This is a genomic window from Rhizobacter sp. SG703 (genome assembly GCF_012275445.1).
Classification (GTDB): Bacteria; Pseudomonadota; Gammaproteobacteria; order Burkholderiales; family Burkholderiaceae_C; genus Rhizobacter.
Window position 1 is genome coordinate 68,647 of sequence record NZ_JAAZQK010000016.1, and the last position, 18,131, is coordinate 86,777.

The 18,131-nt window shown below is 64.2% G+C and carries 20 protein-coding genes; 7 read left to right on the plus strand and 13 right to left on the minus strand.

The features are described 5' to 3' along the window. Positions 1-12: 12 nt before the first annotated feature. The 11 genes from FHT26_RS27410 to FHT26_RS27460 all read right to left on the minus strand — a co-directional run bounded on the left by FHT26_RS27410 (position 13) and on the right by FHT26_RS27460 (position 10,200). The gene (locus FHT26_RS27410) at positions 13-351 is read right to left on the minus strand and encodes a DUF2190 family protein (RefSeq protein WP_168563255.1); all 339 of its coding nucleotides are present in this window, start codon (positions 349-351) and stop codon (positions 13-15) included. Between the two features lie 103 nt (positions 352-454). Next, on the minus strand, positions 455-2,506 hold the full coding sequence (locus FHT26_RS27415; protein WP_168563256.1) for a ClpP-like prohead protease/major capsid protein fusion protein: 2,052 nt from the start codon (positions 2,504-2,506) through the stop codon (positions 455-457). Positions 2,507-2,618: 112 nt separating this feature from the next. Further along, positions 2,619-2,864 (minus strand): Mor transcription activator family protein, encoded by a 246-nt coding sequence (locus FHT26_RS27420; RefSeq protein ID WP_168563257.1) that lies wholly within the window; start codon positions 2,862-2,864, stop codon positions 2,619-2,621. Positions 2,865-2,929: 65 nt separating this feature from the next. Next, entirely contained in the window at positions 2,930-5,038 is a 2,109-nt protein-coding gene (locus FHT26_RS27425; RefSeq protein ID WP_168563258.1) for a phage terminase large subunit family protein, read from the minus strand. Beyond that, the gene (locus FHT26_RS27430; RefSeq protein ID WP_168563259.1) at positions 5,035-5,496 is read right to left on the minus strand and encodes a terminase small subunit; all 462 of its coding nucleotides are present in this window, start codon (positions 5,494-5,496) and stop codon (positions 5,035-5,037) included. Before FHT26_RS27430 ends, FHT26_RS27425 begins: the two co-directional genes overlap by 4 nt. A 183-nt stretch (positions 5,497-5,679) precedes the next feature. Continuing rightward, the gene (locus tag FHT26_RS27435; protein WP_168563260.1) at positions 5,680-6,477 is read right to left on the minus strand and encodes a hypothetical protein; all 798 of its coding nucleotides are present in this window, start codon (positions 6,475-6,477) and stop codon (positions 5,680-5,682) included. 11 nt (positions 6,478-6,488) lie between these two features. Beyond that, entirely contained in the window at positions 6,489-7,850 is a 1,362-nt protein-coding gene (locus FHT26_RS27440) for a replicative DNA helicase (protein WP_168563261.1), read from the minus strand. Then, entirely contained in the window at positions 7,847-8,734 is an 888-nt protein-coding gene (locus FHT26_RS27445) for a helix-turn-helix domain-containing protein (protein ID WP_168563262.1), read from the minus strand. Before FHT26_RS27445 ends, FHT26_RS27440 begins: the two co-directional genes overlap by 4 nt. Before the next feature lie 71 nt (positions 8,735-8,805). Further along, positions 8,806-9,090: a hypothetical protein gene (locus tag FHT26_RS27450; RefSeq protein ID WP_168563263.1), complete on the minus strand. Its 285-nt coding sequence runs from the start codon at positions 9,088-9,090 to the stop codon at positions 8,806-8,808. Beyond that, on the minus strand, positions 9,090-9,563 hold the full coding sequence (locus FHT26_RS27455; RefSeq protein WP_168563264.1) for a phage regulatory CII family protein: 474 nt from the start codon (positions 9,561-9,563) through the stop codon (positions 9,090-9,092). Before FHT26_RS27455 ends, FHT26_RS27450 begins: the two co-directional genes overlap by 1 nt. A 352-nt stretch (positions 9,564-9,915) precedes the next feature. Beyond that, complete coding sequence (locus FHT26_RS27460; RefSeq protein ID WP_168563265.1) at positions 9,916-10,200, minus strand: transcriptional regulator; 285 nt, start codon at positions 10,198-10,200, stop codon at positions 9,916-9,918. Positions 10,201-10,259: 59 nt separating this feature from the next. Between FHT26_RS27460 and FHT26_RS27465 the strand changes: the two genes are divergently transcribed. The 7 genes from FHT26_RS27465 (at position 10,260) to FHT26_RS27495 (ending at position 15,646) form a co-directional block, all read left to right on the plus strand. Continuing rightward, a complete protein-coding gene (locus FHT26_RS27465) occupies positions 10,260-10,973 on the plus strand; it encodes an XRE family transcriptional regulator (RefSeq protein WP_168563266.1) in 714 nt (237 codons plus the stop codon). 337 nt (positions 10,974-11,310) lie between these two features. Further along, complete coding sequence (locus tag FHT26_RS27470) at positions 11,311-11,565, plus strand: hypothetical protein (protein ID WP_168563267.1); 255 nt, start codon at positions 11,311-11,313, stop codon at positions 11,563-11,565. After that, entirely contained in the window at positions 11,562-11,708 is a 147-nt protein-coding gene (locus FHT26_RS27475) for a hypothetical protein (RefSeq protein WP_168563268.1), read from the plus strand. The genes FHT26_RS27470 and FHT26_RS27475 overlap by 4 nt, the downstream gene beginning before the upstream one ends. Then, positions 11,705-11,935 (plus strand): hypothetical protein, encoded by a 231-nt coding sequence (locus FHT26_RS27480; protein ID WP_168563269.1) that lies wholly within the window; start codon positions 11,705-11,707, stop codon positions 11,933-11,935. Before FHT26_RS27475 ends, FHT26_RS27480 begins: the two co-directional genes overlap by 4 nt. 79 nt (positions 11,936-12,014) lie before the next feature. Continuing rightward, a complete protein-coding gene (locus FHT26_RS27485; protein ID WP_168563270.1) occupies positions 12,015-12,614 on the plus strand; it encodes an HD domain-containing protein in 600 nt (199 codons plus the stop codon). 18 nt (positions 12,615-12,632) lie between these two features. Further along, complete coding sequence (locus tag FHT26_RS27490; RefSeq protein WP_168563271.1) at positions 12,633-14,192, plus strand: ParB/RepB/Spo0J family partition protein; 1,560 nt, start codon at positions 12,633-12,635, stop codon at positions 14,190-14,192. Between the two features lie 350 nt (positions 14,193-14,542). After that, positions 14,543-15,646, plus strand: coding sequence for a tyrosine-type recombinase/integrase (locus tag FHT26_RS27495; protein ID WP_246868128.1), 1,104 nt, complete (start codon positions 14,543-14,545; stop codon positions 15,644-15,646). Positions 15,647-16,762: 1,116 nt separating this feature from the next. On the opposite strand, the gene FHT26_RS27500 is transcribed toward FHT26_RS27495, so the two are convergent. Then, on the minus strand, positions 16,763-17,284 hold the full coding sequence (locus FHT26_RS27500; protein WP_168563272.1) for a hypothetical protein: 522 nt from the start codon (positions 17,282-17,284) through the stop codon (positions 16,763-16,765). 180 nt (positions 17,285-17,464) lie between these two features. Beyond that, entirely contained in the window at positions 17,465-18,112 is a 648-nt protein-coding gene (locus FHT26_RS27505; RefSeq protein ID WP_168563273.1) for a hypothetical protein, read from the minus strand. Between the last annotated feature and the right edge of the window lie 19 nt (positions 18,113-18,131).

Consider the following 18,131-nt stretch of genomic DNA (forward strand, 5'->3'; position numbering starts at 1 on the left):
GCGGCATCCGGGTCAGGCGTTGATCTTGATGTCGATGAAGGTCTCGGCAGCAGCGGCGGCTGTGACCGCGAAACCAGCAGCAGCGATCGCCGCGTTGCCCGCGCCGACCGTGGCTGTCGTGATGACGCCTTGCAGGTGGTCCCATCGCACGGTGTCGCCCTGGCCGATGGCATCGCCCACGAGCTTCGGCAGTCGGTGGACACCTTCTACGGTGAACGTGCCAGGTGCACCGGCAGCAACGTTGGAGATTGCGATGCCGATGCGGCTGCCGATCTTGGCGACGCCGCCAGACGCCACCGCGGCGACGGGCGTGTGGGTGAGTGACTTGCCGTGTTGGACGTAGTTCTTCATGGTGCGTGATGAAAATTCGGATGGGTAGGAGCAGGAGCCTGGGTCGAGACGTGATGGGCGGCCCTCTGCGGAGCCTTCGCCCAAGTTCGGTGACTCGTGGTGATCAGCCGTTGCGCTGCATGGTTTTCCAGTCGAGCGCCTTGGCGCTGGCATCGAGCCGGACCTTGAACTCGACGCCGTCGACGTTCCAGCCTTGCTGCTGTTCCATCGTCGGGGCTTCGTTGCCGTCCAGGTAGTCGACGGTCACCACGTCATGCATGGACTGATCGGCGACGCCGTACCACTTGCTGGTCGAGTTGTCGTCGAGGCGGGCATCGGCGATCACCTCGAAGGTGCCACGCACGCTGTTGGGCACGGTGTTGTTCTTGGTGCCGGCGCCGACCTCGAACTCGCTGTCGCGCACCACGTTGGCCGTGCCCTGCAGCGAGATCGGCACCAGCAGCTTCGCCATGCGGATGTTCAGCGAGCCGCTGGTCTGACCGATGTCCTTTTGCCGCGCCATCGCAACGCGCATCGCGTCGACGGCCGCCGTGGTGATCGCGGTGCCTTCGGCGACATTGCCGTGGTCCGCATGGAAGAGCGCCTTGCCATCCGCCATCGGCGCGTTGCCGGTCAGCACCGCATAGGCCAGGTTGCCCACCGTGCGGACCGCGGCGCGGCCCATCTTGCGCGGGATGCGGGTGAAGGCGTCCAGGTCGTCATTGATCACCGCCTGGCGTGTGATCTTGAAGATGTCACCGTACGTCGCCAGCACGCGCGTCTCTGCGCGCTCACCGATGGTGATGTACTTGTACTCGCCGCCCTCGGCGACCTGGCGCAGCGCCGGGAAGCTGCCGATGTCCACCATCTGCATCGGCTTGAAGTCCGGCAGCGTCCCCTTGGTGGTCCACAGCTGGAAGGTTTCCTCGGCCTCGTCGTAGCCCTTCAGCATCGCCTTCTGCGCAATGTTGGCGAGCAGCAGCGGGAAGTCGCCCGAGCCATGCGTGAAGGCGAGCGCGATCAGGCTCATGCGGTCGGTGCCGGCGTGCTTGACTCCGTTCGCCTGCAGGCAGGCACGCGCCATCTCCACCAGGCTGTGGCCGCGCCAGGGATTGCTGCCGTCGTTCTTGACGAGGCCGGCGCGGATCTCCAGCGCGGCCGCCATGCCCGCCCTGCGCTTGTCGGTCTCGTCCTCGACGGTGACCAGGTAGCCGCCGGTGACAGGCTCGGCGCCGCGTGCCATCGCATCGAGCAGCCGGGCCTTCGCCTGCACCACGGTGCAATTCATGTCGGCCAGCGCGGCATTGAGCACGGTCGGCGCGTCGGTGTCGTTCATGTACGGCTGGAAGGCCGCTCGGATCGACGACTGGCGCTGGTTCTCGGCGCGCACTGCAGCCTGCACGGCTTCCTGCTGGGCGACTGCATCGGTCGGCATCGGGGTGGTGGTTTGGGTGGGAACGGTCGAAGTCGGCAAAGCGGTCTCCTGAGACGAAGAAATCGAGGGGGTGTGAGCAGCGGGGCGAACAGCGGATGGAGCAGGCACAGAAGCGCCGCGGGCTGCCGCCCAGGTGAAGCGGCTGGCGCTCGCGCTGATGGGTAGCGCGGCGGTGGTGGCGTCGGCGAGCTTCTCGTCGACGGCCTGGCCTGCGGTGAACCAGTGGTCCTTGCCGTCGGTCAGCCAGGCCATCACCTCGTCGAGGCTGCGGCCGGTCTTGCTCGCGTAGCTGGCGGCCATCGCCTGAGACCACTTGTCGAGCATGTCGGCGTACTCGCGCAGCTCGACGGCGTTGCCGGCCATGCTGCCCCACGGGGCGTGGATCATCAGCATCGCGTTCTCGGCGATCTCGATGCGGTCGCCCGCCATCGCAATCAGGCTCGCGATCGACGCGGCGATGCCGTCAACGGAAACAGTGATCGTGGCCGGGTGGCGCTTCAGCGCGTTGTAGATCGCGATGCCATCGCTGACGGAACCGCCGTAGCTGTTCAGCCGGACGGTGATCGTCTCGGCGTCGAGCGCGGCGACGGTCTGGACGAAATCTTTCGCGGCGATGCTGTCGCCGTACCAGGATTCACCGATGTCGCCGTAGATCCAGATCTCGGCGTGCTGAACTTCAGCGGCGGCACGTGCGGAGATTGCCGGTCGGCGATGGATGCTGTACCAAGGAATGGTGCTCATGCGATGACGGGTGCTTTGTGCATGCCGTCATCGTCTTGGAAACCTTGTGCCATTTGTAGACACCAAAGCGGCAAAATTTTCAGGCGTCGAATCTTCAGCGCCTATGCCCCCTTCACTTTCGGCGTCGACAGATCCTGTAGACCTGCCTTTGCGACAGCCCGAACTGGTCACATACCTGCTGGAGGTTCGCTCCATTGAACATCAAGCGGATGCGCTCGTCGCGCGATTTGCGATCCGGGCGAGGGACGTAGACGAGTGCACCGCCGAACTTTGCGCTCAAGCCTTGAACGATCGCCTCCGCCATCGCAGTCGCCCACGGATCCTGCACGGCGAGGCGATCGCGAAGGATGTCCGACATTTGCCCTACAAGAGGAACGCGGTGAATGGGTTTCTGTGGAGACTTCAAATGGGAAGGGGTGTGATTCAAAGGCGGCTGCTCCATGCGTTGCTGGCGATGGGGGATGACGTGAGTTGGGGTACGAGAGGCCGTGCTGCTGGGGGCGGTGGGGCCCGAGTTTCGATCGGTGCAGACGCCTGCACAGTTGGCATCGCTGTGTCGATTGCCGAAGGCATCGGCGCGAAAAGGTCGGGCTCCAGGCCGGCTTCGAGCCGCGCCCACAGCTTGTCGCTGAGCGTGTGCAGGCCCAGCATCTGCGCGCAGAACAGCGCGTAGACCGTGCAGTCCAGCTTCTCGTTGCGCTTGCCCGCCGGCTTCAGCCACCGGTGCTCCTCCCCGCGACCGCTCTTCACCAGCATCCGGCTCTCGGCCGTGAGCTGGTCGTAGAACTCGGCCGTCAGCTCGCGCGCGAAGTGAACGTAGCCCGGTCCGGGCTGGCTCACCTGCAGGCGGCCGTAGAGCAAGTCCTTCGCGGTATCGGTGCCGACGTGCCACAGCCGCACGCCCTTGCGGATCGTCTTGCCGCGTTCGTTTACGTCGACCAGGACGCTCGCACTCTTGATCGGTCGGCCCAGCCGCGTCTCGCCCTTCACGGCGTAGAGGTTCTGGTTCGGCCGGTTGCGGACGAACACATAGCACTGGTGCGTGTAGTGGCCACCCGTGTCTATCGCCACCGCGTCGGCCGACATCTCGACGCCGCACACGTGCCGGTAGGTCGCCTTGATCGCCGGATCCAGCTTCAGATCCCACTCGCGCTGGTCGGCCGGGTTGCCGTAGATGACCAGGTCATCCACCACCCACATCTCCTCCCCGCGACCGAAGCCCCACACGACCAGTTCCCAGCGGTCGCCCTGCACGTCCACACCGATCGCGAGCTTCACGGCACCGCGCGGCACGATGCGCAGCGGATGGCCGTGTTTGCCGCGCAGCGCGAGCTGGCTGGCGTCCGTCTTCTCCAGCTCCTGCTCGTAAGTCTCGCCGCGGGTGGTGTTGATGAAGGTCTTCAGGTCGCTGTCGTCGCCGGCCTGCGCCTTCTTCGCGGCCGTCAGCCAGTCGCGCACGATGCTGACCCAGGTCGCCTGAGGGCTGTACGCGGTCCAGCTGAAGAACGCGACATGCCGGGGTGGTGCGATCTCCTCGTCCGCTGCGTTGCGGAAGCGCAGCTGGACCGGATCGCGCTCGTCGATCCAAAGGCCCTCGGCGGATTTCCAGCGGCCCTTCCAAGCTGCCAGGTACTCGGCCTGGGTGATGCACACGCCGCAGTGCGGGCAGACGTGGCCGACTGTCTCCGGATCGCCGTCGGTCCACTTCATGCCGTGCCGCGCTTCCTTGCCGCCCCAGTCGAGCGTGTGCTCATCGTCGCAGTGCGGGCAGCGAATGAAGTACTGGAAGCGCACGTCGGCCTGGCTCTCGCGGTCCTCGATCAGGCTGAAACCCTTCAGCTTCGGCGTACTGCCGGCGACCGACTTTGGGAACGTAGCGCCCTCGATGCGCTTGTCGCCGAGACGGAAAGGACTGCCCTCCTTCTCGATGTCGCGGTCGAAGCCGTCGGTCTCGTCGTAGTAGACGCAGTCAACGGTGATCCGGCGATAGTTCTTCGCGGCCTTGCCGCCGCGCAGGTGCAGCAAGCAGCCGAGGAAGCGCTTCTTCTTGATCGTGTTCTCTTTGGACTTGCGGTTGAACTTCGGGAACACGCGACGCATCACCCGCACGTCGCGCAGCATCGGCTCCAGCTCGGTGGTGACAAAGTCGTCACGGTCCTCGTCGGTCGGCTGGTACACCGCCTGGTTGCGGCGCTTGTGCTCGGCGAAGTAGCCGACGGCCGCCAAGAAGATCTTCGTGTAGCCGGTGCGCGCGGACTTGCGCCAGGTGACGTGGTTGATCTCGTCGTGGCCGATGCAGTCGGCGATCGCGATCTGGTACGGATAGGCCTCCCAGCGGCCCTGCTCGTAGCTGCTTTCCTCCGACAGGTAGAAGTGCTCGGCCATCCACTGCGACAAGCGCATCGGCGGCGGAGCTTCGAGCGGGCGCAGACCGCGGCGCAGTGCCGCGTTGATCTCGTCTCGCTGCTCGGTGCCGAGGTCGGCCAGGGTGACAGGGCGATTGATCTCGATCACCTCAAGTGGTTGGGTCAAACGTCTTCCTCCTCATCGGGTTCGTCTTCGGCATCTGCAAGGCTCAGCGCGGCCGCGCGGTTGCGCGCCTTGCTGACCTCCTCCTCGAAGATGCGCAGCGCCTCGGTGGGCAGCTCGACGCGGCGGCGCACGCGCGGCACCAGGCCCTGCAGCAAGCTGCCCACGTCGCCGGCCATCTTGGCGAGCACCAGTTCCAGCACCGCGATCGGCGCCAGCTCGCGGCGGTTCACTGCGTTGTCCATCGCGACGCGGTCGGCCTGTTCTCTGGCGAGCCGTGCACGCTCGCGCGCCAGCTCGCCGTCGGCACCGCGCCCTGCGGCCAGCTCGCGCAGGTGTTTGGTGTACGCGCGCAGCCAGGCCGAAGCGGGCTGGCCCGCCTTGAGGATCCCGCGGCTGAGCAGTTCGCTGACGACCGGCTGGCTGACGCCGACCAGGTCGCCGAACTGCTCTTGCGTCATCGGCGCAGAGAGCGATTGAGATTGCGTCAGGGCTAGATCCCCCATGGATATAACCCCCTTAAGCAACGCCCGCAACTACGGTGCGAACGGGGTTCGAATTACCCTTGACCGACCTCTCCCGGGAGGACCCGATGAGGGGGGTGGGGGGTGGGGTCCAGGCCTGCGCCGACCGAGGTGCGAACGTCATGCGCCCTTCCCTCCCGCCGTGAGCCCGAGCTTCGCGAGTTGCTTCTGCATGCGCTGCTCGTAGTGCGACTTGAAGCGCGCATCGATCACGCGTTGCGCCGTGCCCACGAAGTCGAAGCGCTTGCCATACCGCGTGCCGTTGACGAAGAGCAGCACGGGCTTCACCGCACTGCCGGCGCTGAAGCGGTACCGCGCCCACACGCCGCGCCGCAGGTGCTGCATCTTGTCGCCGTGCTTCCACGATCCGCGGCCCTGCCTAGACTCGCCGCCGTGCGCAACGAAGTACTCGACCTTGCTGCGCTTTGCCTTCGAGCGCCTCGAGCTAGTCGCGTTGGCGTCCGACCCCGCGAGGTTGAAGGCCTGCAGCTGGCTCAGGATCTGCACGATCTGCCCGCGCCCCATGTTGCCGTAGGCATCGAGCTTGGCCGCCGCGCCCGGCACCGCCCGCTCGTTCTTGCGCATCAGCCCGGCCTGCACCAGGATCTCCTCGAAGCGCTTCAGCGGCCGGTTGCCTCCTTCGATCTGCGGGATCAGGTAGTGCGCCCGCGACGTGCCGTCCTTCAGCCACACCACCGCCTGCAGCTTCGTCCGGTTCGCGAAGGTCGTGCGCAGCGCCCGCAGCGTGAATGCGGTCGGGTTGTCGAAGGTCGAGCGCATCTCAGCGACCTGCGCATCCTTGATCTCGCGCGCCGTGTCGTTGATGGCCTGCGCCATCACGTTCGGGTGCTCCTGCTGCAGCTCGCCGAACGCCTTCGCGATCTGCGCCGCATCGAAGCGGATGTTCATCGTCAGCATGGGTTCTCCCCTCAGTCCAGGCCACCGCCGCGCTGCGCCTTCAGGCTCTTGGTCGGCGGCGGTCCTTCCCAGTCGGTGAAGCGCTGGAAGGCGCCGTCGAAGGTGAAGTGCAGCGTGTCGGTCGGGCCGTTCTTGTGCTTGACCACGTGCAGCTCGGCGTGGAACTTGTTCGCGTCGGTCGGGTTGCGCCGGTGCTCGCGGTGCAGCAGCCCGATGAGGTCGGCCGCGCCCTCGATGTCCCCGCTGTCGCGCAGGTCGCTCATCTGCGGCGGACCGGATCGCTTGTCGGCCTCGCGGTTCATCTGCGACAGCAGCACGATCCACACGCCGAACTCCTTGGCCGCGCGCTTCAGGCCGTTGGCGATCTTCCCCAGCTCCTGGTTCCGGTTGTCGCCGTCGCCCTCCATCAGCTGCAGGTAGTCGATGATCACGAGGTCCAGCGCCTTGCGCCTGCGCTTGACCTGCTGGATCTTGCGGCGCACGTCCATGATGCTCAGCGCCGCCTGGTCGTCCATCGCGATGTGCAGCTTCCCCAGTGCGTCGATGCCCTCGCTGACGCCCTCCCACATGCTCTGCGGCGCCTTGCGCGGGTTGCGCAGGTCCGCGAGGTTCACGCGGCCTGCCGCTGCGACCTGGCGAGCCGTCAGCGAGTTCAGGCTGTCTTCCTGGGTCAGCATCAGCACCTGGTGCTTGCGGCCCACGTTGCGGCTGAGCGTCAGGCTTGCGGCCGTCTTCCCCATGCTCGGCCTGGCGCCGATCACCCACAGCTCACCCGGCCGGCCACCGCCCGCGGTGCAGTGGTCCAGATCCTTCAGCCCGGTCTGGATGGTCGTTTCTTTGCCGTCGTAGCGCTGCTGCAGGTCGTCGAGGTAGCCCACCACTAGCTCGCTGATGTCGCGCGGCTCGTTGCGGTCGGCCACCGCGTTCAGCGCCATCAGCTTCGTGATCATCTGGTCGATGAGCTGGTCGACGGGTTGCGGCTTGCCATCGGCACCGTGCGCGCCGCGCAGCACCTCGTCGGCCATCACGGAGCCCAGGCGCATCACCTCGCGCTCGCGCCAGCGCTCGACCAGCAGCTCGGCGTGGCGCTGCGCCGCCCGGCTGCTGACGACCGACGACATCAGCTGGTTCAGGTACACCATGTCGTGGTGCCCCTTCTCGTGGACGGTCACCAGATCGGCCAGCTTGCCGGCCTTCAGCAGCTCGGTGATGGTCTCGTAGATCGCCCGGTGGTCGGTCTGGTAGAAGTGCTCGGGCTTCAGCACAGTGCTGACCGCCTCGAAGGCCTGGTTGTCGATCAGCAGCGCGCCCAGCACGGCATGCTCGGCTTCGTCACTGTGGGGGGCGGTCATCACGTCGGGTCGGCGGCTCATGGGGTGGCTCCTTGGTGGCGGTTCGATTCGCGGTTCATCACGGCCTGCGCCTGCAGGCCTTGGGTGGTGAGTCGGGCGGGCTCGTTCGGGGTCAGGTACCAGAGGCGGTACCAGTTGTCGCGGACGCTGTTGCGGAAGGTCTGGCGCCAGTCGCGCTGCCGCTTGCCCTGGGCGCTGCGCCGGGCCTTGAACTCCATCCAGTGCAGCAACAGGATGTCGCGGTCGATGCCGGCGGCTTCGCAGTACTCGAAGACCTTGTCGCCCTCGGGAATGGGCTTCTCCCCGGCGGCTTTGCAGATGGCGAGGAAGGCCGCGAGGCTCAGCAGCGGCTTGTGCTTCGACGCCTTCTCCTCGGCGTCTTCATCCGACCGGGGGTCTTCAGCCCCTTCAGGGGGTTGGGGGTGTATTTCTTGTATTGGTTCTATTACGGTTAGGGGGCACGACGTGCCGGGGTGACCGGCATCTGGTGCCGGTTGGGCGGCACCTCGTGCCGGGTAGGCGGCATCTGGTGCCGGGGGCATCTCGTGCCGGGGGGCACGTGGTGCCGGGGTGGTCAGGTGAGTCGGGGGGCATTTGCTGCCGGGGGCATCTGGTGCCGGGGTGCGTCGAGGCGCCGCCTGTTCGCGGCCGTTGCCACGCGGGGTCACGGTGTAACGGTTCGCCTTCATGGCGCCGATCTCCACCTTCACCAACCCCGCGGTCTCCAGCCAGCGAATGGCATTGCGCACCGCACGCTCGCCGAAGCACGTGCGCACGGTGATCGTGTCGATGCTCGGCCAGCACACGCCCTGGTCGTTCGCCTGGTCGGCGAGGCTGATCAGGACCGCTTTCGGCGTCGGCGGCATCGCGAGCGGCCAGCACGCGGCCATCACAAGGGTGCTCATTCGGTAACACCCTTCCCTTGCAGCCGCGCGGGCCGCAATGCATCTTGTCGGTGGGTCATGTCAGTGGTCGGTCAGGCGCGCAGTCGTGCCGCTCGGCATTCGCGTTGCTGGTGGTCGATGCGGCAGTCGTCGTCGCAGTAGGTCTCGCCCGGCGCGCAGCGCTCCTCGCAGTTGCGGCAGATGCCCAGCGGCAGGTACGTCAGGCGTGAAGTTCGCTCCCGATGTTTCGCCAGCGCCGCGAAGATGAACTCGGACTCTCGAACCGTCGCGAGGTCGCCCTCGCTCAGACGCTCGAGCGTGTCGCGGGCCAGCACGTCGATGGCAAGGCTGGGCGCGGAGGTGGTCTGCGTGTGCATCAGCGTGCCTCCCGCATCGATTGAGGCTTGGCCGCTTCGTTGCGAACGCGCAGGGCGACGAGCACGGCCTGCACCGCAGACATCAGCTCAGAGGCTTCGCCTTCGACACGGCGCAGCTCGTTGTCGGTGACCGCGCCGTCGGCCGTCACCTCGCTGATCTGGCCGATGACCTCGGCGAACTCGCGCGCCATGCGCGTGACTCCCGCGAAAGTGTCGTCGTCGATGCCATCGGGGCACGACGGCAGCGGCAGCACCATGCAGTGGCTCGCGAGCGCAAAGGCGTTCAGGATGCCGCGGTCTTTCGTCAGCAGCGTGAGTTTGAGCGCGTCGGCCAGGCCGATCTTGGCGGTCGGGTAGTTCGGGTCGACCTCATGGCTGAGCGTCGAGGCGCTCTTGCCGAGCAGCGGTGCGAGTGCGGTCGCGCCGCCGGGGTAGTCGTGTACGAGGTTGAAGGCAGCAGTCTGGACGTTCATGGCATGGGTCCGTGGGGGTTGCTATGGATGCGCCCTGTCCTGTTTCCGATACTGCGCACCAGTGAGCGCAGGTGGGACAAGGAACCCGATCGCGCTGTGGCGCAGCGACGATCGGAGGCAGAGGCATGGAAGGAGAGTTGCGGTGGGGCACCGTGTTCGCGCAGGCGAGCGTCGAGTTCGTCGACATCCCCTCGCCTATCGGGCCGCTGGGAGCGCTGGAGGTGACGATGCGGGCGCCAGGAGCACAGGCCCCTGCCACGTTGTGCCTCGGCGTGCCGGCGGCACGGCAGCTATGGGCAGCGCTCGACGCAGCACTGAAGGACCGGGCAGCAGCGTCGCGGCCGGGCTCATGTCATGCGGCTTGAACAGCATTGACGCCCCCTTCCAACACGTGAACAGCGTCGCCAGTAGCCCGAGGCCCACAGCGGAGGACTTGCCAGGGCACATCAGGGCGCAAGTCTTCGCAGCGCACGGCGCCTTTGGTCGCAGCCTCAATCCGGGGACAGTGTTCCGCCGGTACGCGCCGGCCAGAATCAGACCATTGGCCGACGGCCGCTCGGGTCACGCCGAGAAGGTGCGCGAGGCTTGCTTTGCTGCCGACAATCGCTGCGGCTTGATCGATGGGATTCGGGTCCATGCGATCAGTCTAGATTTTCTGCACTTGTGAGTCAAGAACTTCTCGCCTCGCATGTCAAGATGATCTATACCATTTCGCCTATGGATCTACCTGCCTGGGTGCGCACCGCACGAAACCACCGCAAGCTGACGCAAGAACAGCTCGGCGAAGCTCTTGGAGTCACGAAGAGCAACGTGTCCGCATGGGAGAACGGCCGGCATGAACCAAGTTTTGCCCAGTTGAAGGTCATCGCCGCGCTCACCGGCGTCCCCCTTCCAACGAACGATGTCGGCAACACGCGGCCGACAGACCACGGCGCACTAGACGAGCGCCAGGACGGTATGGAGTCGGGGCCAATTCCCCTCGATGACAACCCTGACTACCCTTCGATCCCTCGCGTGAAATTCAAGCTCTCGGCCGGCGTGTCCGGCTTTGCTATTGAGTACCTGCAAGAAGAAGCTGACCCCATAGTTTTCCGGCGCGAGTGGTTCCGGTCGCGTCGCCTCGATCCGAAGAAGTGCTATGCGATCGTCGTGTCGGGTCCGAGCATGGAACCAGGCATGTGGGACGGCGATACCGTCGTCATTGCTACCGACCGCACGACTCCCAAGGATGGGGTCGTGTACGCCGTCAATTACGAAGGCGAACTGGTCGTCAAGCGGTTGATCCGGGACGAAGGTTCCTGGTGGCTGCACAGCGACAACACCGACCAGAATCGGCATCCCCGCAAGCGCTGCCACGAGGGCGTGCACATCATTGGCGAAGTCGTGCACAAGCAGAGCGAGCGCATCTAATCAATGAGGTGAAAGACACCGGCTGCATGTCGCCGGAAGGCCTCGCGATGATGCCAAGTACACATTCTCTTGACTTGCTTGGTTAGACTTTCTACACTTCCTGTACTCGCCGGTTCCCGGCTACTGGAGCGAAAGTGCAGAAAGCATCGACTCGCAGCTACCGCTGCAGCTACCACCCTCTTGAAGGCGCGTTTGCCGCCTTGTGCGAATCGGGCGTCCTCCCCTTCGTACAGGTCCAAGCGAAGAACGCAGAGGAGGCTCAGCGCCTCGCACATCACATCACTGGTTGCGCGATTAGCGACATCCAACGCCTCGACCAGTCCGCCGGGAGCTACGCATGAGCGCCGCCGCCAGGCCAGGCTCGACGGAAGCCTTGCCGCCGGTCTCGATCAAGCTGGTCGCCCACCCCGGCTACTGGCCGCAGATCGTTCTCGGTGAGCGCGAGGGCGGCAGCCCTCTCGTCTTCCAGATCTGCGTCCCCAATCAGGACGAGGTGTACCTCTCCGAGGGTCAGCTCGCTGCGTTGGTTTCCTCCGGCGCGACCTGGCTGAAGCTGTTCGCCGTTCATCCGTTGTCGGAGGTCGAATCGTGAGCCGCCGGTACATCGCTCGCTACACACTGAGCGATGGCACGCGCGGCGCGCTGCAGGTCGTCGCCGCGCACAGTTTCGATGTCATCGACCTGCTCGTGCATCGCTTCGCCACCCTTCGCTGCTGCAGCGCGAGGTGCCTGTGATTGCCGCCGCCGCTTCGCCTTCGCTTGCCGTCCATCCGTGGGACGCCACCAGCTACCGCGGCTGCGAGCTGTGCATTCACAGCCAGCGCAGCCCCGATGGCCTGGCTTGCGTCTGTCCCTCCGCGGTCGCGCCGCTGCCCTGGCAGTCCGTCGTGATCACCCGCGATCGACAGGGCACCTGTGGTCCCGACGCGCGACACCTGCACTTCCCCAGCTTCGACGCCTGACGGCCCGGCCGTCGTCTCCCTTCAACCCATGCCCGTCCGTCGGCTTCCGGGCCAGCGGAGTGCTTCAACACGCCTGCACATGACCTGGATCACCACTGCCACCGGCTCCGAGGTGTCGCTACGCGACCCCGAGCCTTCCGCGATCACCCTGCGCACGATCGCCCACCACCTCAGCCTCATCAATCGCTTCACGGGCGCCACCTGCCGCCCGTACAGCGTCGCCGAGCATTCGCTGCTCGTCTGCGAGATCGCCGAGCGCGAGTTCCACCTCGACGTGCACGGCCAGTTCGCCGCGCTGATGCACGACGCCCACGAGGCCTTCACGAACGACATCAGCACGCCCGCGAAGGACGAGCTCGGCGTGCCCTGGGCTGCCTTCGAGTACCGATTCGAGCGCCTGGTGCGCACCGCCTTCGCGATCCACGTGCCGTCCGCCGCGCATGCCCGCGAGCTGAAGCAGGCCGACCTCATCGCCCTGGCGACCGAGCGCGCCCAGCTGCTACCGAACGGCGGCACGCCATGGGCACTGCTCGACGGCGTGCGGCCGGCCGGCTGGGTCGACCTGATGTCGGCCGAGCGCGTGACGACGACCTGGTCGGGCTGGCGCGCCGCCTTCACCGCCCGCGCAGACGCGCTCGACTTCCAACGCCAGCAGCGCGCCCGAGTGCTCGGCCGCTGATCACCGACGAGGACCACCATGGAAATCATCACCAGCATTCCGCTCGCCCAGCTGCGCGAGAGCCCGTTCAACCCGCGCCGCACTTTCACCGGCATCGACGAGCTGGCCGCCAGCATCGTCGGCGAAGGTCGCATCCACGAGCCGCTGCTCGTGCGGCTGATCGAGGCCGGCGTCGACGGGAGGGACGCATTCGAGATCGTCTTCGGCCACCGCCGATTCCGCGCGGCAGCCGTTGCGGAGCTTGAGACCGCCCCCTGCATGATCCGCACGATGACCGACGCGGAGGCCCGTAGCGCGCAGATCGCTGAGAACCTGCAGCGCGCCGACGTGCATCCGCTCGAGGAGGCCGAAGGATTCCAGGCGCTGATCGACAGCGACAACCTGACGCTGAACGACCTGGCGCAGAAGTTCGGCAAGAGCAGGAGCTACATCCACAGCCGGGTGACGCTGCTCAAGGCCATCCCGTCCATTCGCAAAGCCTGCCTTGACGGCGAGGTCGGCACTGAGGTCGTGGTCCTCTTTGCCCGGCTGCGCGAGCCGGCCCTCCAGGAGAAGGCGCTCAGCTACGTCAGCCGGGACTACCACGCCAAGCTGGACGATGGCGGCAAGCGCAGCTATCGCCGCATCAAGGCGATCCTCAGCGAGAAGTTCACGCTCAGCCTGTCCAAGGCGATCTTCGACATCGAGGACGAGATGTTGGTGCCGTCGGCCGGGCACTGCGTTCGCTGTCCGAAGCGCACCGGCAACGCGCCGGAGTTCGAGGACATCGCCGCGCCGACCGACAAGAAGGACAAGTACGGCCGCTATCCCGACCGGGCACCGGTGCACGGTCCAGACGTCTGTACGGACCCCGATTGCTTCGCCGAGAAGAAGAAGGCGCACCTCAAGCGCGAGGCCGAAAAGCTCGAAGCGGCCGGCAAGACGGTGATGCAGGGGAACAAGGCGCGCCAGGCGATCGACGCAAGCGGGAACGTCAAGGCCGGCTTCGTCAAGCTGGCCGACGTGCGCGATGCCCTGAAGAAGGCGAAGGGCGCCAGGCCCACGGTCGTCACGTTGCAGGATCCGCGCGACGGCAAGACGCACCAAGTGGTGAAGGTCGACGAGTTGAAGGCGGCCGGCGTGAAGGTCACCGAGCCGAAGCCCGCGCGCGGCTACGGCGAGAGCGAAGAGGACCGGAAGAAGCGCGAGGCCGCGCACGCGAAGGCAGTGGAGAAGGCGCGAGCCGAAATCGAAGGCAGGATTGACCTCCTGACGCGCGTTCGCGCGGCGGCCGCAGCCGCGCCGCGCAGTGCCTTCGACCTGCAGATGGTCGCCCAGGTCGCATGCGCGGGCGTCGGGTGGAAGGACAAAGAAACGCTGGCCGAGCTGTACGGGGTCGAACGCAGCGCGCTCGAGTCGCACATCTCCACCCTGCCCCTCGACGCGTTGACGCTGTTCATCCTCGACTGCGCGCTGGTCCAGAACGTGCGCGTCGAGTCCTATGCGCTCGACCGCAAGCCGGAGCAGTTGCTGGCCGCCGCAGTGCACTATCGTGTCCTCCATGCATCCGTCCAGGATTCCGCTGAGGAACGCGCGTGATGCAGACAGCAAGCACTCTCCGCAAGGCATTCCGCGGGATGGCACCCAACCCAACGGCGCAGTGTCAAAACCCCCACTGGAAGGGCTGGTGGATTACCGAATGAATGCCACAACGCTCTCCGCATACTTTACGGATGCTGAGGTCGACGAGATGACGGACGGCCTCGTGCAGGACGCGGCGAAGATCCGCTACCTCAGGCGCCTGGGGTTGAGGGTCGACCGGAAGCCGAATGGTCGACCCCTGGCGTGGCGAGCCAGCCCTGCGACAGGGACGGCACCCGACCGCGATACGGGCGGCGCTAGCGTGACGACAGGCCTGGAGACCTGGGCTGCAAAAAGGAAGGGACGGCATGGGCCGCAGACGCAAGGATGGTGACCCTATGGGCTTGGCAGGCACTCGCCTTGTATTCGATGGAGGCAGGTTCTACTACGTTCATCGTGGGCCGCCCCAGCGCTGGGAGAACGTCGGCACGGATCTGGCGGCTGCGAAGCAGGCAGCCGCGCGTTACAAGAACCCTTCCGAGGCCTTCGGCACCACAGCCTATTGGCTTGGGGAGTTCCTGGCGGACCTGAAACGCCTCGTGGCTGCGAAGGCGCGGTCGCAGCGCACACTCGACGACTACACCCAGTACGCGGCAGAAGACGGCCCACTGGTCGCAGCATTCGGCAAGCGCCTACCCGCGACGATCAAGCCGCATGAAGTGCAGGGATATCTCGACTTCAATGCGCAACTGGATCCGCCAAGACTGACCCAGTCAAACCGAGAGAAGGCGTTGCTCTCAAGCTGCATCAGCTGGCTTATTCGTACCGGCAAGGTACAGGGCCTGGTCATGAATCCATGCATGCGCTCCAGTGGCATTGTGCGAAACGAGGAGCGCCCGCGCGAGCGCTACGTCAGCCACGAGGAGTTGCGAGAGGTCCTCTCGTTGGCGCCGCGCTCCGTACGGCTGATGATGCTTCTGACCTACCGCACGTTGCAACGCCCGGACAGCGATATTGTCAAGTGGACAACAGCCGTACTACAGACCGGCCAAACCGGCCGAGAGCTGGTGTTCCGACAAAACAAGACGAAGCGCCAGCACCGCATTGCCGTCACCGGTGAACTGGCGGACGTGCTTCCGAAGGCGCTTGCCGGCAACGTACGCGAGGTCAATGTTCCGCTGGTCGCGCGCCTCGACGGTCACCCGTACACGTACAGCGGCCTGAGCAGCATGTTGAAGGAGGCGATCATGGCTGCGAACGTGCGGCGCAAGGCGCGCAAAATGCCGCCAATGCCGAGCTTTGGCTTCCGGGACCTGAAGGGCAAGGGCGCCACGGACATGTACTTCCTTGAGAAGCAGCCAATCGAGGTCATACAGGCGTTGTGTGGCCACGCCAACAAGGCAACGACCGAGATTTACATCAAGGCTCGCTGGCAACAGACTGCCCAGCCAAACCAGACGCAGATCGCGTGATCCCTTCGCGGCGAATCTATCGGTATGACGTCGATCGCCGAAGGCAATCGCGAGTCAGCGTCGACTCGCCATAGGCCTCTACAAGCAAGGTTGCCGGCGTATGGCGCCCGAGTTGATTTGGCGAATGATCGATGGTGAGAGCGGGGGGCAGTTGCCGAACCGTTGCGGCATTCTCTGCGGGCGATCGAAGGACCGCTTTGCAGCAGTTACTTCCGGGCGGTCGGGGGCCTTCAAAGGTCCATTCACCGCGGCAATACTGACCCTGAGAGGCGCACTCGGAAACGCTGGATGAGCCGCGTTCGACCTCGCCTCGAACTGGCTCGGCTGGACGTCGGCTTCGCGCCCTCCGTGAATTCACACAATCGACCAAACGCGGAGTTGGCGACGTCCGAATGAACCTCCCAAACGCGTCATTCAACTTTATAGATGAGAAACGGCATTCGAATTGCTCGGCAAGCCCAGCAGTATGATAGGCTAGATTTCAAACCTAACCTCGCATTCCAAAAGCAAGGCATCGAGTTCTTCTAGGTACCGGCGACAGATGACCCTTGCATCCATCCCTTCAAACTCCGGAAGCTCATGGGTGGCGGTTTCTATTCTAACTTTGCTAAGAATCCGGTCCCCGAGCATGAGAAGGGCCTCAGTATTAGTAGGATCAGTCGGTTCTAGCCTCAGTCTTTGCTTCGCCCCGCTGCGGAGTAATTCTAGTAATTCTGGCGTTACTTCGTCAGGTGGGATATTGACGGTTGCGGAGGTCTGCGTGCGCAATGGCTCAGATTTGGTTGCTCTTACTCGGACATCATTCATGCGCTTAAGCAGATCTCTCGTTTGACTTGACGGCTTCCTGGCGTCAAACCATTCTGCCCAACCGGCAGAATTGCCGTACTCTGCGCGCATAACCCACGTAACGCTCCGGGCCGCTGACACGAACGCACTTAGGAAAAAATCTACGTGTGGGAAGTTACGCCAGTTCTGCTCAAGAAGCAGAAGAAAGAACTTTGCCTCCTCCAGCTTGTACTTTGTGCGACTGGTTGGCATTATTTGGACTCCAACGTAACAAGATGGACGCGAATCGGCTTTCTGTACAGCGTCCGCTCCGTGGGGGATCGGTGCTACTCACCGCGCCAGTGCTTTCTCGCGGTATAGCGCATTCTGCCCTTCTACCGCGGCGATGACTCGCTCAAGCTCATCACGTATGGCAGCCAATTGCACTTGACTAGAAGAAAGTCGGAGTTCAACCCGCGCCACCTCTTGCATAGGTGCTGCCTTGAGTGTCGTGGAGCTGTTCGTGAATTGACGCGCGTCCGTACCGAGTTCAATGGCTTTGCTTGTACGATCTCTGAGTATCGCAAGAGCCTCTTGAACGCCCGAGTTGTCCTGGGAGCCAGAAAACCCCTCCAAAGTCCGGTATGACAACGTGGCTTGCTCGGAAAGTGATTTGATTCGCTGAATCTCCACCAGGATCCCTATGGCAGTACGCGAAGCGCTAAGGGTCGCTGCGGTATGGGCTGAGTCTTCCGCAAATCGCTGTGCCGTACGGGCTGAGACCGCAGAGCGAAATGCCGCGAGCGTCGCGAGTGCGGCGATCACCAAACTCAAGACCGCTGCAATAGAAGCAATAGTTTCCGCAGTTGTCATAGTCGATGAAACCTTATGAGCCGTGGCGCAACCACCGTCCACCGCGCGGCAGTTGGCCAAGAAGGAGGAGAAGCAAGGATCAGCGGCATCTTACTATATTTCCCGGTGCGTGTTTCCCTATCAAACACAACGCAATCGCTGGATTCCCTGCCAGCGATTGCGTTGAGTTGAAATGAAGGGTTATATTTCCAGCAACATTCGCATATCGGCCTCATACGCTTCCAAAGATCGCCATTCGAGAAGTGCCGTGACATTGTTCGCAAAGCTGACTATGCTTTTAGTGCCGAGATGAAATGCTGGATCTACGACAGGTCCCGTACTTCCCTTTCCGTAGCCGTGGTTGACAGCCAAGCGGCGGAACACCTCTACATTTGGCTCTCTAAGGTTTTGATCTTCGAAGTGTGTATGTTGGTTGCGTGCAGCATAGACTACGAGACCAAGTGGAATCCCGCGTACCAGCCTACCGGTGCAAAACGGAACTGGTTTGGAGTGAGGTTTTACGAAAGATACCCAGTCTTGAGGGATATGGCTATTCTTCGAATAGCACTCGATGGCCTTGGCTGCGAGCTGGAGAACCGCACCACATAGCGTGGCTTGTGCAAAACTCTCGCCGATATATTGCTTCTGTGCATCAAGCGCAGCTTGAATCGCCGATCGTCTTTCTGCATACCAAGCGTCGTACTGCCTCTGAAAGTCTTCCTCGCTGGTGTGCGAAGTGACAAAGGTTGTGGAGTGATCGCGCAACAACGCGAGGTAGGCGTCAATTCCTTCAAAAAGCCGTTGGGCTGCACTTCTTGTTTTGTCGAGGTATTGAGCGGCGTTCTGCATTCTGGAAACCTGGCGTATT

What these genes read in the sequence shown, in the direction of transcription:
- FHT26_RS27460 (WP_168563265.1), bottom strand. Translation starts at nt 10,200, where the DNA reads ATGGACCCGAATCCCATCGATCAAGCCGCAGCGATTGTCGGCAGCAAA.
- FHT26_RS27435 (WP_168563260.1), bottom strand. Translation starts at nt 6,477, where the DNA reads ATGCTGACGATGAACATCCGCTTCGATGCGGCGCAGATCGCGAAGGCG.
- FHT26_RS27500 (WP_168563272.1), bottom strand. Translation starts at nt 17,284, where the DNA reads ATGACAACTGCGGAAACTATTGCTTCTATTGCAGCGGTCTTGAGTTTG.
- FHT26_RS27430 (WP_168563259.1), bottom strand. Translation starts at nt 5,496, where the DNA reads ATGACGCAAGAGCAGTTCGGCGACCTGGTCGGCGTCAGCCAGCCGGTC.
- FHT26_RS27465 (WP_168563266.1), top strand. Translation starts at nt 10,260, where the DNA reads ATGATCTATACCATTTCGCCTATGGATCTACCTGCCTGGGTGCGCACC.
- FHT26_RS27455 (WP_168563264.1), bottom strand. Translation starts at nt 9,563, where the DNA reads ATGAACGTCCAGACTGCTGCCTTCAACCTCGTACACGACTACCCCGGC.
- FHT26_RS27490 (WP_168563271.1), top strand. Translation starts at nt 12,633, where the DNA reads ATGGAAATCATCACCAGCATTCCGCTCGCCCAGCTGCGCGAGAGCCCG.
- FHT26_RS27445 (WP_168563262.1), bottom strand. Translation starts at nt 8,734, where the DNA reads ATGAGCACCCTTGTGATGGCCGCGTGCTGGCCGCTCGCGATGCCGCCG.
- FHT26_RS27470 (WP_168563267.1), top strand. Translation starts at nt 11,311, where the DNA reads ATGAGCGCCGCCGCCAGGCCAGGCTCGACGGAAGCCTTGCCGCCGGTC.
- FHT26_RS27410 (WP_168563255.1), bottom strand. Translation starts at nt 351, where the DNA reads ATGAAGAACTACGTCCAACACGGCAAGTCACTCACCCACACGCCCGTC.
- FHT26_RS27485 (WP_168563270.1), top strand. Translation starts at nt 12,015, where the DNA reads ATGACCTGGATCACCACTGCCACCGGCTCCGAGGTGTCGCTACGCGAC.
- FHT26_RS27505 (WP_168563273.1), bottom strand. Translation starts at nt 18,112, where the DNA reads ATGCAGAACGCCGCTCAATACCTCGACAAAACAAGAAGTGCAGCCCAA.
- FHT26_RS27450 (WP_168563263.1), bottom strand. Translation starts at nt 9,090, where the DNA reads ATGCACACGCAGACCACCTCCGCGCCCAGCCTTGCCATCGACGTGCTG.
- FHT26_RS27420 (WP_168563257.1), bottom strand. Translation starts at nt 2,864, where the DNA reads ATGTCGGACATCCTTCGCGATCGCCTCGCCGTGCAGGATCCGTGGGCG.
- FHT26_RS27415 (WP_168563256.1), bottom strand. Translation starts at nt 2,506, where the DNA reads ATGAGCACCATTCCTTGGTACAGCATCCATCGCCGACCGGCAATCTCC.
- FHT26_RS27495 (WP_246868128.1), top strand. Translation starts at nt 14,543, where the DNA reads ATGGGCCGCAGACGCAAGGATGGTGACCCTATGGGCTTGGCAGGCACT.
- FHT26_RS27440 (WP_168563261.1), bottom strand. Translation starts at nt 7,850, where the DNA reads ATGAGCCGCCGACCCGACGTGATGACCGCCCCCCACAGTGACGAAGCC.